Origin of the sequence: Mycobacterium sp. (assembly GCF_035314665.1) — a bacterium.
Lineage (GTDB): Bacteria > Actinomycetota > Actinomycetes > Mycobacteriales > Mycobacteriaceae > Mycobacterium.
The window spans coordinates 26264-40486 of record NZ_DATFZD010000413.1 but is presented as its reverse complement, the minus strand read 5'-3'; the positions used below and the strand labels follow the sequence as shown (position 1 = coordinate 40486).

The 14223-nt window shown below is 64.9% G+C and carries 12 protein-coding genes and 1 pseudogene; 8 read left to right on the top strand and 5 right to left on the bottom strand.

The window, feature by feature from the left end; translation table 11 throughout:
* Positions 1–78 precede the first annotated feature (78 nt).
* Entirely contained in the window at positions 79–1602 is a 1524-nt protein-coding gene (locus VKI00_RS29735) for an aldehyde dehydrogenase family protein (protein WP_324444622.1), read from the bottom strand.
* Between the two features lie 65 nt (positions 1603–1667).
* On the opposite strand from VKI00_RS29735, the gene VKI00_RS29730 reads away from it, so the two are divergent.
* The 3 genes from VKI00_RS29730 to VKI00_RS29720 all read left to right on the top strand — a co-directional run bounded on the left by VKI00_RS29730 (position 1668) and on the right by VKI00_RS29720 (position 5591).
* Complete coding sequence (locus tag VKI00_RS29730) at positions 1668–3692, top strand: prolyl oligopeptidase family serine peptidase (protein ID WP_324444620.1); 2025 nt, start codon at positions 1668–1670, stop codon at positions 3690–3692.
* Positions 3689–4378, top strand: coding sequence for a hypothetical protein (locus tag VKI00_RS29725; RefSeq protein ID WP_324444618.1), 690 nt, complete (start codon positions 3689–3691; stop codon positions 4376–4378). The genes VKI00_RS29730 and VKI00_RS29725 overlap by 4 nt, the downstream gene beginning before the upstream one ends.
* A 310-nt stretch (positions 4379–4688) precedes the next feature.
* Positions 4689–5591, top strand: coding sequence for a crotonase/enoyl-CoA hydratase family protein (locus VKI00_RS29720; protein ID WP_324444616.1), 903 nt, complete (start codon positions 4689–4691; stop codon positions 5589–5591).
* Here VKI00_RS29720 and VKI00_RS29715 read toward each other — a convergent pair.
* From VKI00_RS29715 to VKI00_RS29700, 4 genes are all read right to left on the bottom strand, one after another.
* Complete coding sequence (locus VKI00_RS29715) at positions 5581–6816, bottom strand: cyclopropane-fatty-acyl-phospholipid synthase family protein (protein ID WP_324444630.1); 1236 nt, start codon at positions 6814–6816, stop codon at positions 5581–5583. The genes VKI00_RS29720 and VKI00_RS29715 overlap by 11 nt on opposite strands.
* 41 nt (positions 6817–6857) lie before the next feature.
* Positions 6858–7448, bottom strand: a complete 591-nt coding sequence (locus VKI00_RS29710) for a fasciclin domain-containing protein (RefSeq protein ID WP_324444614.1) — start codon at positions 7446–7448, stop codon at positions 6858–6860.
* Between the two features lie 69 nt (positions 7449–7517).
* The gene (locus VKI00_RS29705; RefSeq protein WP_324444612.1) at positions 7518–9227 is read right to left on the bottom strand and encodes a cytochrome c biogenesis protein DipZ; all 1710 of its coding nucleotides are present in this window, start codon (positions 9225–9227) and stop codon (positions 7518–7520) included.
* Between the two features lie 113 nt (positions 9228–9340).
* Positions 9341–9874: a fasciclin domain-containing protein gene (locus VKI00_RS29700; protein WP_324444628.1), complete on the bottom strand. Its 534-nt coding sequence runs from the start codon at positions 9872–9874 to the stop codon at positions 9341–9343.
* Between VKI00_RS29700 and VKI00_RS29695 the strand changes: the two genes are divergently transcribed.
* From VKI00_RS29695 to VKI00_RS29675, 5 genes and pseudogenes are all read left to right on the top strand, one after another.
* Positions 9819–9989 carry a hypothetical protein gene (locus tag VKI00_RS29695; RefSeq protein WP_324444632.1) on the top strand — a complete coding sequence of 57 codons (171 nt, stop codon included), beginning with the start codon at positions 9819–9821 and terminating at the stop codon, positions 9987–9989. The genes VKI00_RS29700 and VKI00_RS29695 overlap by 56 nt on opposite strands.
* A gap of 154 nt (positions 9990–10143) precedes the next feature.
* Entirely contained in the window at positions 10144–11442 is a 1299-nt protein-coding gene (locus tag VKI00_RS29690; RefSeq protein WP_324444626.1) for an NAD(P)/FAD-dependent oxidoreductase, read from the top strand.
* A pseudogene (locus VKI00_RS29685) lies at positions 11436–12131 on the top strand (DUF1365 domain-containing protein); the annotation flags it as partial. The gene VKI00_RS29690 and the pseudogene VKI00_RS29685, both read left to right, overlap by 7 nt.
* Entirely contained in the window at positions 12132–13400 is a 1269-nt protein-coding gene (locus VKI00_RS29680; RefSeq protein ID WP_324444624.1) for a class I SAM-dependent methyltransferase, read from the top strand.
* A complete protein-coding gene (locus VKI00_RS29675) occupies positions 13397–14212 on the top strand; it encodes a DUF1295 domain-containing protein (RefSeq protein WP_324444610.1) in 816 nt (271 codons plus the stop codon). The genes VKI00_RS29680 and VKI00_RS29675 overlap by 4 nt, the downstream gene beginning before the upstream one ends.
* Positions 14213–14223 lie beyond the last annotated feature (11 nt).

The following is a 14223-nucleotide window of genomic DNA, read 5'->3' as shown; positions in this document are numbered from 1 at the left end:
ACATCACCGGGCCGTGCCGGTCGGCCAGCTCACCGAGCAGCTTGGCGGCAGCGGCGGTGACCACCACCCGCGGCGTCATCAGAAGAATCCTTGCGCCTTCTGGGAGTACGACACCATCAGGTTCTTGGTCTGCTGGTAGTGCTCGAGCGCCATCTTGTGGCCCTCCCGGCCGAAGCCGGACTGCTTGTAGCCGCCGAACGCCGCATGCGCCGGATAGACGTGGTAGCAGTTGACCCAAACCCGGCCCGCCTGGATGTCACGGCCGGCCCGGTAGGCGGTGTTGCCGTCGCGGCTCCACACGCCGGCGCCCAGGCCGTAGAGGGTGTCGTTGGCGATCGAGATCGCGTCGTCGTAGTCCTTGAACGACGCCACCGACACCACCGGCCCGAAAATCTCCTCCTGGAAGATCCGCATCTTGTTGTTGCCGGCGAAGATGGTGGGCTGCACGTAGTAGCCGCCGGATAGGTCACCGCCCAGCTCCGCGCGCTCCCCGCCGGTGATGATCTTGGCGCCCTCGTCCTTGCCGATTTCGATGTAGGACAACACCTTTTCCAGCTGGTCGTTGGACGCCTGCGAACCGATCATCGTCTCGGTGTCCAACGGGTCGCCCTGCCGGACCGCCTTGGTGCGGATCGCCGCCAGTTCCAGGAACTCGTCGTAGATGTCGGCCTGGACCAGGCTGCGCGACGGGCAGGTGCACACCTCGCCCTGGTTGAGCGCGAACATGGTGAACCCTTCCAGCGCCTTGTCCTGGAAGTCGTCGTTGGCGGCCATCACGTCGGAGAAGAAAATGTTCGGGCTCTTGCCACCCAGTTCCAGGGTGACCGGGATCAGGTTCTGCGACGCGTACTGCATGATCAGTCGCCCGGTGGTGGTCTCGCCGGTGAAGGCGACCTTGGCGATCCGGTTGCTCGACGCGAGCGGCTTGCCTGCCTCGGCGCCGAACCCGTTGACGACGTTGACCACGCCTGGCGGCAACAGATCGTCGATCAGCGACATGAAATACAGCACCGACGCCGGGGTCTGCTCGGCGGGCTTGAGCACCGCCGCATTGCCGGCGGCCAACGCCGGCGCCAGCTTCCAGGTGGCCATCAGGATCGGGAAGTTCCACGGGATGATCTGCCCGACCACACCCAGCGGCTCGTGAAAGTGGTAGGCGACGGTGTCCTCGTCGATCTGCGACAGCGAACCCTCTTGGGCGCGAATCGCCGCGGCGAAGTAGCGGAAATGGTCTGCCGCCAACGGAATGTCGGCCGCCAGCGCCTCACGAATCGGCTTGCCGTTGTCCCAGACTTCGGCGAGTGCCAGCGACTCGCGGTTCTCGGCGATGCGGTCGGCGATCTTGTTGAGGATCGCTGCCCGCTCGGCGGGCGCGGTCTTACCCCAACCCGGTGCCGCGGCGTGGGCGGCGTCGAGCGCCTTGTCGACGTCGGCCTCGTCGGAGCGCGGTATCTCGCAGAACGACTGCCCGGTGATCGGCGTCGGATTCTCGAAATAGCGGCCGCCGACCGGCGCGACCCACTCGCCCCCAATGAAGTTGCCGTACCGCGATTCGTACGACATCAACGCCCCCGCGGAACCCGGACGTGCGTAGACGGTCATCGGATCAGCTCCTCGTTTGACGGTGTTATACAAGTCACACTACCGCCGCAGCCACAATCTCTTCTATGACGAGCCCCGCGCCCTGTGACGAGACAAACGACCCCTATCTGTGGCTGGAAGACATCCTCGGCGAGGAGCCGCTGGACTGGGTGCGCGCCCGCAACGAGCCGACGGTGGCCGAGTTCTCCGGCGAGGAGTTCGAGCGCATGCGCACCCAGGCGCTCGAAGTGCTCGACACCGACGCCCGGATTCCCTACGTGCGCCGTCGCGGCGACTATCTGTACAACTTCTGGCGCGACGCCGCGAACCCGCGCGGGTTGTGGCGGCGTACCACTTTGGACAGCTACCGCAGCGATAGCCCGGACTGGGATGTGCTGATCGACGTCGATGAGCTGGCTCGCGTCGACGACGAGAAGTGGGTGTGGGCCGGCGCCAACGTCATCTACCCCGAGCTCACCCGAGCCCTGATCAGCCTGTCCCGCGGCGGGTCCGACGCCGCTATCGTGCGGGAATTCGACATGTCTACCCGCGAATTCGTCGACGGCGGGTTCGCCCTGGCCGAGGCCAAGTCCGGAACCAGCTGGGCCGATCCCGACACGCTTCTGATCGGCACCGACTTCGGCGCCGACTCGCTGACCGAGTCCGGCTACCCGCGGATCGTCAAACGGTGGCGCCGCGGGCAACCCGTCGCCGATGCGCAGACGGTATTCGAAGGCTCGCCCAGCGACGTCATCGCGACCGCCGGGGTCGACCGCACGCCCGGCTTCGAGCGGACCATGCTGCGACGGGCCATCGACTTCTTCAACGACCAAGTCTACGAGCTACGCGGCGAAGAATTGATCCGCATCGACGCACCCACCGATGCGTCGCTGTCGGTGCACCGCGAGTGGTTGCTGGTCGAGCTGCGCACCGACTGGCTCACCGGCAGCGCCAGCTATACCGCGGGCTCGCTGCTGGCCGCCGACTATGACGAATTCCTCACCGGCACAGCACAGTTGCGGGTGGTGTTCGAGCCCGACGAGCACACCAGCCTGCTGCACTACGCTTGGACCCGCGACCGGCTGGTGATGGTCACGCTGGCCGACGTGGCCAGCCGCTTGGAGGTCGTCACACCGGGCAGCTGGCAGCGTCGGCCGGTGACCGACGTGCCACCCAATACCAACACCGTCATCGCCGGCGCCGACGACACCGGTGACGAAATCTTCTTGGATTCAAGCGGATTCACGACGCCGTCGCGGCTGCTACACGGCGCGGTCGACGGGCCACTGGAACAGATCAAATCCGCACCGGCTTTCTTCGACGCCGAAGGAATGACCGTCGCACAACATTTCGCTACATCCGAGGACGGCACCTCGATCCCGTATTTCGTGGTGCGCCCGCCTGGTGCGACGGGACCCGGTCCGACACTGCTCGGCGGCTACGGTGGATTCGAGGTGGCCCGAACTCCGGGGTACGACGGCGTATTGGGCCGGCTGTGGCTGGCGCGCGGCGGCACCTTCGTGCTGGCCAACATCCGCGGTGGCGGCGAGTACGGCCCCGGCTGGCACACGCAGGCGATGCGCGCGGGCCGTCACGTGGTCGCCGAGGACTTCGCCTCGGTGGCAACCGATTTGGTGGACCGCGGCATCACGACTGTGCAGCAACTCGGGGCACAGGGCGGCAGTAATGGCGGGCTGCTGATGGGCATCATGCTGACCAAGTACCCAAAGCTGTTTGGCGCGTTGGTATGTCAAGTTCCGTTGCTGGACATGCGCCGCTTTCACCTGCTGCTGGCGGGCGCCTCCTGGGTGGCCGAGTACGGCGACCCGGACAACCCTGACGATTGGGAGTTCATCGCCGAATACTCCCCGTACCAAAACATTTCGGCTGACATCGATTACCCGCCGGTGCTGATCACCACGTCCACCCGGGACGACCGGGTGCATCCCGGCCACGCCCGCAAGATGACGGCGGCATTGGAAGCCGCGGGTCATCGGGTCTGGTACTACGAGAACATCGAGGGCGGCCACGCCGGTGCCGCCGACAACGCGCAGACCGCGTTCAAGTCCGCGCTGAGTTTCTCGTTTCTGTGGCGGATGTTGGACACTTGACCGACCAGGCGACGAAGGTGGGGTGTGGTGCGATGCGGCTGCCGTGCATGCTGTCCGCGACGGTCGCGGCTGTGGCCCTGTTCGCGGTGCCGGGCTGCACCAGGGTGGTGACCGGAACACCCCATGCCGGCACTCGGACCGCGGCCACCGCAGCGCCGAAAAGCACGGTATGCAATCAGGTTTCGGTGCCGATGACAACGGTTCCGGCGCACGCGGCCAATGAGCCGCAGCTGCGGATTCCGCAGCCGCCCGGGTGGCAGCGCACCAAGATGCTCGATTCAGAGATCATCCGCTTTGCTATGGGAAACCCGGATCTGGCCGGCAACCACTTCGTGCCCACCGCCGTCGTCACCCTGGAATCCGCCCCCAGCACGAACCAGGATCAGGACAAGATCTTCGATCAGGAACGCGCGGCGTTGGCCGATCGCCTCGGCGTCAACAACATGCAAACGACCCACACCACCCTGTGCGGCCACAAAGCGGATCTCGTCAGCTACGACGCCCCGGCCATGGGTCAGATTCCGCCACGGAAGGCCAAGACGCTCATCGTGGTCGCTGAGTTTTCCGGCAACGACTACGCCGTGACGGTCACGGTCCAGGCAGCCGACCCCGACAACCCCGGATACGTCCGCGATACCCAGACCGTCCTGACCGGGTTTCAACTGTTGCCACCAGAAAAGGGCTAGTGGACGGTGGGCACGAATAACTTTTCTAGAACATCTTGGAGAAAATCCGGCGGTTTGGCTTTCCTGATCGCGGACTAGAGCGTACCTTAAATTTACCTAAGAAAGATGTATGGGGGCGGTTAGGGTAAGGGGAGGAGGGTGCGACGACTCCACTCATGGTGGCATGCCTATTCATCGCCGCTCCGGTCGCCGGGCTGGGCTTTCTGGAGTTTCAGGCTCGGCTTGAGCGATGGGATCAGCGACGTCACGCTGACGATTAGCGCAGACACCCGATAACCCGGCAGCTGAGCTCAGCTGTCAGCATTCAGCTATGCCAGCTGCTCACTTCGAAACTCTGCTGTACAGCACGGCCGGGCCGGTCGCCACGATCACGTTGAACCGCCCCGACCACCTCAACACCATCGTTCCGCCCATGCCCGACGAAATCGAGGCCGCCGTCGGCCTGGCCGAGCGGGATCCGGGCATCAAGGTCATCGTGCTGCGCGGCGCCGGCCGGGCGTTCTCCGGCGGCTACGACTTCGGCGACGGTTTCCAGCACTGGGGCGAGGCGATGAACACCGGGGGACGCTGGGATCCAGGCAAGGATTTCGCACTGGTCACCGCGCGTGAGACCGGGCCGACCCAGAAGTTCATGGCCATCTGGCGGGCGTCCAAGCCGGTGATCGCCCAGGTGCACGGCTGGTGTGTCGGCGGGGCCAGCGACTACGCGCTGTGCGCCGACCTCGTCATCGCCAGCAACGACGCCGTCATCGGCACCCCGTATAGCCGCATGTGGGGCGCGTATCTGACCGGGATGTGGCTATATCGGCTCAGCCTCGCCAAGGTCAAGTGGCACGCGCTGACCGGTCGGCCGCTGACCGGTGTGCAGGCCGCCGAGGTCGAACTGATCAATGAGGCGGTCCCCTTCGAGCGACTGGAGGCCCGCGTCGCCGAAATCGCCGCCGAACTGGCACGAATCCCGTTGTCGCAGTTGCAAGCTCAGAAGCTCATCGTCAACCAGGCCTACGAGAACATGGGGTTGGCATCTACCCAGATGCTGGGCGGCATCCTCGATGGCCTGATGCGCAACACCCCCGAGGCGCTCGACTTCATCCAGACCGCCGCCACCAAGGGTGTGCGGGCCGCGGTCGAGCGGCGCGATGGACCATTTGGTGACTACAGCCAGGCACCGCCGGCGCTGCGGCCCGACCCATCACACGTCATCACGCCGTAGCGCTGCCCGAAACTGCGGGCCGAGCTAGCAGGATCTGGTCGACGCCCATGCGGCCTTGCGCGAACGCGAGCCTCCCCCCAGCCAGATACAGCCGCCAGACCCGGGCGGCTTCCTCGCCGATCAGCGCTACGGCTGTGTCCCAACGGGTTTCGAGATTGTCGATCCAACTGTCGACCGTGCGTACATAATGTTCACGCATCGCCTCGACCTCGATTGTCGACAAGCCTGCCTCTTCGAGCAGCGCAATGGTCTGGCCGAGCGGACGCATGTGCATGTCGGGTGCAATGAACGATTCAATGAACGGCCCGCCGCCCGGGAGGCTGCCCCGCCGTGACATCTGCTGGATCAACACCCGGGCGCCGGGGCGAACAGACCTGTTCAGGATCCGAGCGTACGTCGGATAGTTTTGCCGCCCAACGTGTTCGCCCATCTCGATCGACGCCACCGCATCAAACGGCCCGTCCGTGACGGTGCGGTAGTCCTGGACCCGGATCTCAACTCGATCGCCCAATCCCCGTTCGGTCAGCGTGGATTCGATGTAGGCCTTCTGCTCGGCTGACAGGGTTATACCCAAAACCCGTGCACCATAACGCTCGGCGGCGTGCAGACTCAGCGAACCCCAACCGCATCCGACGTCGAGCAGCCGCATGCCGGGTCGCCCATCAAGGCCGAGCTTGCGGCAGATCCGGTCCAGCTTGTGGCGTTGCGCACGCTCGAGAGTGACGCCCGGGCAGGCTGGTTCCCAATAGGCGCACGAGTAAGCCATCGACGGGTCGAGGATCAGTTGGTAGAACGCGTTCGACAGGTTGTAGTGGTGACTGATCGCCGCCCTATCGCGGGACAAACTGTGCAGCCGGCCTTCAACCCGCGCTTGAGTGGCGGGTGGCGGCAGCGGCCCGCCGAGCGCACCGAGCCGCACCGCGACGGAACACAGGCGCGCCAGCGCCCCGGGGGATGGCCTTGTCGCCCTCAGCCGACCTTGCGCGATCTGAGACCACACGTAGGCCAGCGCCGAACCCAGGTCGCCGTCGACGTCGAGATCGCCGCACACATAGGCCTGCGCAACACCGAGTTCGCCTGGGCGCCAAAGCATCCGGCGCAGTGCCGCTACGTTGCGCAGCCATACAACCGGCGCGGCCGCAGGCCCGGCGACGCTGCCGTCCCAGGCGATCAGCCGGATCGGCAGCTCGCCACCGATCAGTGGCTCGATAGCCGCCGCCAGCATCGGCGCAACGGCCGCGACAGATGAGGTGTCGTTGGCGAACCTCACTGGCCGGGTGGCATCAGCACCGTGTCGATCATGTACACCTGTGCGTTGGCGGTCGGCACGCCGCCACAAACCAAGCCGGCGTTGTTGACCTTGAGGCCGTCACCCCCACCGGTCACATTCACCGGCGCACCCTGGACGCTGTTGTGTGAGCCATCGACCTGGCCCGGGCTCAGCTGTCCCGGAACGACGTGGTAAGTCAGGATGCTCTTCAACATGTCTGCGTTGGTTTTCAGCTGGTCGATGGTGCCGGCGGGCAGCTTGTTGAAGGCGGCATCGGTGGGCGCGAACACCGTGTACTGACCGCTGTTGAGGGTGTCGACGAGGTTAACCTGCGGGTTGAGCTTGCCGGACACTGCCGAGGTCAACGTCGTGAGCTCAGGATTGTTCGACGCCGCCACCGCGACCGGGTCTCCCGACATCCCCGATACCGAGGCCGGACCGTTCGGATGCATCGCCGCGTAGTCTGCACAGCCCGCGCCGATCAGATTGGGTGCGGCCGCTGCGGGTGCACAGGTGGCCACGGCGAGACCCACCGCGGCCGCACCCGCGAGGCCAATTGTTGTGATCGTCTTGTCGTGAATCTTCATTGCTTTTCGGCTCCTTAGTGTCGATGGCTATGCGATTAGTTCGGAGCCGGACACGTTCTGGATTGCCGATCAGCCGTAGGTGAAGGAAAACACCTGCAGCCCTTTGCTTAAACGCACATCGACTAATCCGCGAGCCAAGTCCTTGCGGTCGACGATCTGGTGCGAGGTTGGCGGCCCACTGATCGGGACCACGGTCGTTTTCCCGTCGCGTGTCACCGTGAGGTTCCCGGTTCCGCCGACGACGATGTAAACGTTGTTGGCGTAATAGTTCAGCTCGATGCTCGAGGTGTCGGTGTCGGCCGTCGCACCCTCGTAGTCGAGTGTCCACGGGCCCTGCAGGGCGAAGGTGTCGTTCGGCAATGCGGGCGGGTAGGTGAAGTCCGTCTGCCCCTTGTCGTAGACACCGTTTCCGGCATAATTCACCATCTTGCCAACGCCGAAGTATGTCTCGGGAGTCAGGCTGCGCTGCGGGGTGGTATCGGGCGCGTCCACCGGCGGCGGCAGCGCAACGTTGGGTCGTGCGTTTGTGATCAGCTCACGGATCAGTTTCTCGGTGCCGTCATAGTCGCCCTCGCCGTATTTGATGTGCCGCACGACCCCATTGGCGTCGATCAGATACTCAGCGGGCCAGTAACTGTTGCGGTAGTTCGTCCATGTCGAGTAGCTGTTGTCCTGGGCGATCGGGTACGTGATGCCGATGTCGGCGGCGCCCTTTTCGACGTTGCCGGTGACCTTTTCGAAGGCATACTCCGGCGTGTGCACGCCGATGACCTCGAAACCGTCGTCGTGATAAGCCTTGTACCAGCCTTCGACATGCGGGATGGCACGCTGGCAGTTGATGCAGGAATAGGCCCAGAAGTCGATCAGCACTACCCTGCCCCGCAAGGCCTTTAGGTCGATCGGCAAGGCGGCGGGGGTGTTCAGCCACGCGGTGATGCCCTTGAGGTCGGGCGCGGGCCCGCAGTTCTGTAGCTGCGGGGAGACACTGGCGCAGTTCGACAACTCTTTGTTCTGGTCGTTGACGATGCCACCGAGCTTTTGCTGGATCTGCTGGCCGCCAATCTTATTCTGCAACGAGCTGGTGTAGTCCGGAATGGCGCGCTGCAGCGCCGCAGGCAAGTTGAACACCAGCGCCACCGCCAGCAGCAGAGTGACAATCCCCGCCGTGACGCGGATCTGGCGCTGGCGACGACGAAAAGCACTGACCCGCTCGGTAACTCGTTGTCCAGCGAGCGCGAAGAACAGCAGTGGCACCGCCGTGCCCAAGGCGAATGCCACCGTGAGGACGACAACGGGCAGACCGATGTTCGCGGTGGCCCCGGCTACCACGATCGCGGCCAGCACCGGGCCCGCGCAAGGAACGTAGAGCACGCCGAGCGCCAGGCCCAGGCCAAACCCGTTGGCGCCGGCGGCGATCTGCATCTGCGGGATGCGGGCAAACGGCATTTCCAGCAGTTGCTCGAAGCGCGGGAAGATCAAACCGAGACCGATCGCCACCAGCGCGGCCAGCGCAACCCAGCGGATGGCGTCTTGCGGCAGGTGCAGTAGCGAGAGTAATGCCGAGCCCACCAGCGTCACCAGGCTGAAACTCAGCACCAGGCCGCCGATCACCCGATATGGCCGTGAGACTTCACGTTTCGACTTGACCGCAACTGCACCATCGCCTGCGGTGGTGCTCTGGGTGCTGGAGAAGAAGATCACCGGCAGCACGGGAAGGATGCACGGCGAAATGCCGGTGATCAGTCCTCCGACCAAACCGATCAGCGCTAGGGACAACATGATCACTATTCGCTACCACACGCGTCTTGGATCGGTGCGGTCGGGTGGGCACATAAATGCGACAAGGCAGCCCGGCGGACCGGGCTGCCTTGTCTGGGTGACGATCTACGGCATCACTGGCTGGGTGGTGTCAGCACCGTGTCGATCATGTAGACCGTCGCGTTGGCGGTGTGCACCCCTCCGCACACCAGGCCCGCGTCGGCGACTTTGAGGCCGTTGCCCTGGCCGGTCACGTTGACGTCGGCCCCCTGCAGGGTTTTGTGGTTGCCGTCAACCGTGTTCGGGCTTTCCTGCCCTTGCACGACGTGGTAGGTCAGGATGCTCTTCAACATGTCTGCGTTGGTCTTGAGCTCGTCGATCGTGCTCGCCGGCAACTTGTCGAATGCGGCGTTGGTCGGTGCGAACACCGTGTACTGGCCGCTGTTCAGGGTATCGACCAGGTTGACATTGGGGTTCAGTTTGCCGGAGAGCGCGGCGGTCAAGGTCGACAGCATCGGGTTGTTGGACGCCGCCGTCGCGACCGGGTCCTGTGCCATTCCGGCCACCGAAGCCGGACCGCTTGGATGCTCCGCGGCATAATCCGCGCAGCCCGTGCCGATCAGATTGGACGCGGGCATCATCGCGCTCGTGCTGGCGGGCGCCGCCATGCTGGTGGCCGGACTCGCGCTGGTCTGCGGCGCGGACTCGGATTTGTTGCTCGAACACGCCGAGAACCCCACCGCCGCGAACGCCGCCAGGCCCACCGCGAGCGTCTTTCTCTGATAGTCCTTCATTTCACTTCGGCTCCTTTGACATCTGTGCCAGCGGCGGATGGCGCCGCTCGTTAGGGGTCGGACGGTTGTTCTTCGGAGCGGCTAGCGTCGTGGATGGCCATCATCACAGTCGTCCGCTCGAACTCCGGCTCCGAATACCCGATGTGCAAGGGTCATTGGGGTGGTCGATTGCGGTCATCGGTAGCGGTGTCGCTGGTCTGACCGCCGCCTACGCCATGTCCGGCCGCGGCCGAGTCACCCTCTATGAGGCCGACACCCGACTGGGCGGGCATGCCCACACCCACTTAGTCGACCGGGGCGACGGCAGCATCATCGGCGTCGACTCAGCGTTCCTCGTGCACAACGATCGCACCTACCCAACGCTGTGCCGGTTGTTCGCCGAGTTGGGCGTTGCCACCCAAGAGTCCGAGATGTCGATGTCGGTGCGGGCCGAGCAGACCGGCCTGGAATACGCGGGAGCGCTAGGCATCCGGGGCCTGTTCGCGTCTTGGCAGTCGGCCAGGCCCCGTTATCTGCTGATGCTCACCGAGATCCTCCGCTTCCATCGTGCCGCGAGCCGGCTGCTGTGCGACGAAGACGCCGACACCATGGAGACGTTGGCAGAATTTCTTCATCGGCAACGGTTTTCGGCGTTCTTCGTCGAGCACTTCATCACACCGCTGGTGGCGGCGGTGTGGTCGTGTGGCAGCAGCGACGCGCTGCGCTACCCAGCGCGGTACCTATTTGTCTTTCTCGACCACCACGGCATGCTGTCGGTCTTCGGCTCACCGGCATGGCGAACGGTGAGCGGAGGCTCGGCACTGTATGTGCACGCCATCGCGTCCCAGCTGCACGAAGTCTGCGTCGGCACTGCGGTGCACTCGCTGCGCCGGCTGCCCGATGGCGTGCTGGTGCAGGCCGGTGCCTGCGCGCCGCGATTTTTCGACGCTGCCGTTGTCGCCGTGCATCCCGACCAGGCGCTGCTGCTGCTTGACGATCCCACGCCGGAAGAGCGGGCGGTGCTCGGGGCGATTCCGTATTCGGTCAACCGCGCGCAGCTGCATACCGATGAGTCGGTCCTGCCCCGACGGCGGCGCGCCCGCGCGTCGTGGAACTACCTCATCACGCCGGACAACGGTCAGGTATTGGTCACCTATGACGTCAGCAGGTTGATGCGGATCGACGCCGACCGTCGGTTCCTGGTAACGCTCGGCGGCCAGGATCGGGTCGACCCGAAATCAGTGATCGCCGAAATGACCTACGGTCATCCACTCTATACGCCGGAATCCGTTGCCGCACAACGCTTATTGCCAATCTTGGATGACGACCGGGTGGTATTCGCCGGCGCCTACCACGGCTGGGGGTTTCATGAGGACGGCGCCGCTTCCGGGTTGCGGGCGGCTCGACGGTTGGGTGCCGAGTGGCCGGCAAGCTTCGCGCCGACGGAGGTATTGGCATGTTGACGCCGGCGATTTATCGCACGACGATCACCCACAACCGGCAAACCCCGGTGCACCACTTCTTCGAATACCGCAGCTACAGCTGGTATGTCGACATCGACGAGCTGCCGTCGCTGCCATGGTGGCTGCGGGCGTTCGCGCGGTTCGACGCTCGGGATCACCTTGCCGGCCGTCCCGGTGGGTCGCTGCGGGAACGAGTCGACGCCTATCTGGCCGACCATGACGCGGCGCTGCCCGGCGGTCGCATCACCGCGCTCCTGCAGGCGCGGGTGCTCGGTTACGTCTTCAACCCGATCAGCGTTTTCTGGTGTCACGACCACGGCGGAACGCTGCGCCGAGTGATCGTCGAAGTGCACAACACCTACGGGCAGCGCCACGCCTACCTGCTACCGCCGGCCAATACACCGGTATTGGTTACCAAGAAGTTCTACGTCTCGCCGTTCAACTCGGTGGCCGGCCATTACCAGGTGCTGGCACCGCGCCCGGATCGGCAGGTCGACTTGGTGGTGTCGCTGCACGGCGACGGCCAGCCGGCCTTTGTCGCGACACTGCGCGGCAACCGACGACCAGCGACCGTGGGCCACGTCGTGCGGATGCAGATCCTCTCGCCGCTGGCGCCGCTGGTGGTGGCGCTTCGCATCCGTATCCAAGGCATCGCGTTGTGGTTGCGCCGAGTCCCGGTGATGCCCCGGATGACCGTACCCGGCGACAAGCGTTTAGCGGCAATAGATCCGGAACGCTGGCCCGCGATTGTTCGGGTATCGTCCGGGCCGTTTGCCGCGGCAGCGGCGTTCATTGCCAAACGGTTGCTGCACCGTGCCGCCGCCCGGCTGCCGCTGCGACTCCGCTACCCCGACGGCACCGTGATCGGCGCCGGTGACGCGGCGTCTCCAACACTGGTGATCAACCAGCCGGACCGACTGGCCCGCCGGATCGGACGCCACGGTCTGATCGGGTTCGGCGAGTCCTACATGGCCGGCGAGTGGGAATCGGATTCCCTGACCGAGGTGCTGACCGCACTGGCATCCGGCATGGACGATTTGGTGCCCAGGGGGCTGCAGTGGCTCAGGCCGATCGTCGTTGCCTCCCAACCGCGTTCGTCAATGTCCAGCCAGGAACAGGCCCGCCGCGACGTCGCCGCGCACTATGACATGTCCAACGATCTGTTCGCGGAATTCCTCGACGAGACAATGACGTACTCCAGCGCAATGTTCGCGAAGCTGCCGGCGTCCTGGCCCGATCTCGCCGACGCGCAACGATGCAAAATCGACCGGCTGTTGGACGCGGCCGGAGTCGGCCCCGGCACCCAACTTCTGGAAATCGGTACCGGGTGGGGCGAGCTGGCCATCCGCGCGGCACGACGCGGAGCGCACGTCCGTTCGATCACACTCTCGGAGCGCCAGCAGTGGTTGGCTCGGCAACGGATCGCAGCCGCCGGCCTGTCCGATCGTGTCCAGGTCGATCTGCGCGACTACCGCGACGTCGGCGGAAACTACGACGCCGTGATATCGGTCGAGATGATCGAAGCGATTGGATTTCGCGCGTGGGCGGATTACTTCCGCACCACTGAACGGCTGCTGACGCCGAACGGCAGGCTGGCGATCCAGTCGATCACCATGCCCCACAACCGGATGCTGGCGAGCCGCAATACCCACACCTGGATCCAGAAGTACATCTTCCCCGGCGGGCTGATTCCGTCTACCAAGGCTATCCTCGACATCACCGAGCGCCAGACAGGGCTACGCGTTGTAAACACGGTGTCGCTGCGCCAGCATTACGCAGAGACACTGCGACTCTGGCGGGAGCGGTTCATACAGCGCCGAAAGACGCTGACGCACATTGGCTTCGACGAGGTGTTCAGTCGGATGTGGGAACTCTACCTGTCGTATGCGGAGGCCGGATTCCGGTCGGGATATCTCGACGTCCATCAGTGGACGTTCGTCAGCGAGGCCGTGCCGTGATTGTCGACTTTGCAGTCATCTCGGTCGCATCGGGTGCCGCACTGATCGTGGCTCACGCGATCACTTTCGCGATCGGCCGGCGGATCGGCCGTTACAACGTCGTCGATGTGACCTGGGGACTGGGTTTCGTCGCGGTCGCGGCGCTCGCCGCGATCTTCGGCGACGGCGATGCGTTCCGCCGCTGGCTGCTGCTCGCGCTGGTCGCGACGTGGGGCCTCCGGCTCAGCTACTACATCTACCGACGGTCGGCGGGCCAGGGCGAGGATCGGCGCTACGCCGACCTGTTGCGTGGCGCCTCAGTGGGCCAGGTAATCCACAAGGTGTTCTTGGTACAGGCCTTCGCGACCTGGTTCATTTCGTTGCCGCTGCAGCTCTCGGCGGTCCTCGGTCCCACCCCGCGGCGCTGGCTTGGCATCACGGTGGTCGGCGTCCTGGTGTGGGTTGCGGGCTTCGTCTTCGAAGCGCTCGGCGACCGTCAATTGCGAGTCTTCAAATCCGACCCGGCGCATCAGGGCGTGGTGATGGATCGCGGCTTGTGGGCGTGGACACGTCATCCGAACTACTTCGGCGACGCGTGTGTGTGGTGGGGAGCGTGGCTGATCTCGATCGCCGGGTGGTGGTCGCTGACGACGGTGCTTTCGCCGCTGCTCATGACCTACTTCCTGGTCCACGTCACCGGCGCCCGGCTCACCGAGAAGTACATGGCGGGCCGCCCGGGCTTCGACGAATACAAGACACGGACGGCGTTTTTCGTGCCCCGGCCACCCCGATGTACGCCCCGATCGGCGCAAAATGACGACCGCCGTCGCTGAATCGCTAAGCT

What these genes read in the sequence shown, in the direction of transcription:
- VKI00_RS29705 (WP_324444612.1), bottom strand. Translation starts at nt 9,227, where the DNA reads ATGTTGTCCCTAGCGCTGATCGGTTTGGTCGGAGGACTGATCACCGGC.
- VKI00_RS29700 (WP_324444628.1), bottom strand. Translation starts at nt 9,874, where the DNA reads ATGGCGGCGCCCGCCAGCACGAGCGCGATGATGCCCGCGTCCAATCTG.
- VKI00_RS29735 (WP_324444622.1), bottom strand. Translation starts at nt 1,602, where the DNA reads ATGACCGTCTACGCACGTCCGGGTTCCGCGGGGGCGTTGATGTCGTAC.
- VKI00_RS29715 (WP_324444630.1), bottom strand. Translation starts at nt 6,816, where the DNA reads ATGCTGGCGGCGGCTATCGAGCCACTGATCGGTGGCGAGCTGCCGATC.
- VKI00_RS29730 (WP_324444620.1), top strand. Translation starts at nt 1,668, where the DNA reads ATGACGAGCCCCGCGCCCTGTGACGAGACAAACGACCCCTATCTGTGG.
- VKI00_RS29710 (WP_324444614.1), bottom strand. Translation starts at nt 7,448, where the DNA reads ATGAAGATTCACGACAAGACGATCACAACAATTGGCCTCGCGGGTGCG.
- VKI00_RS29680 (WP_324444624.1), top strand. Translation starts at nt 12,132, where the DNA reads ATGACCGTACCCGGCGACAAGCGTTTAGCGGCAATAGATCCGGAACGC.
- VKI00_RS29720 (WP_324444616.1), top strand. Translation starts at nt 4,689, where the DNA reads ATGCCAGCTGCTCACTTCGAAACTCTGCTGTACAGCACGGCCGGGCCG.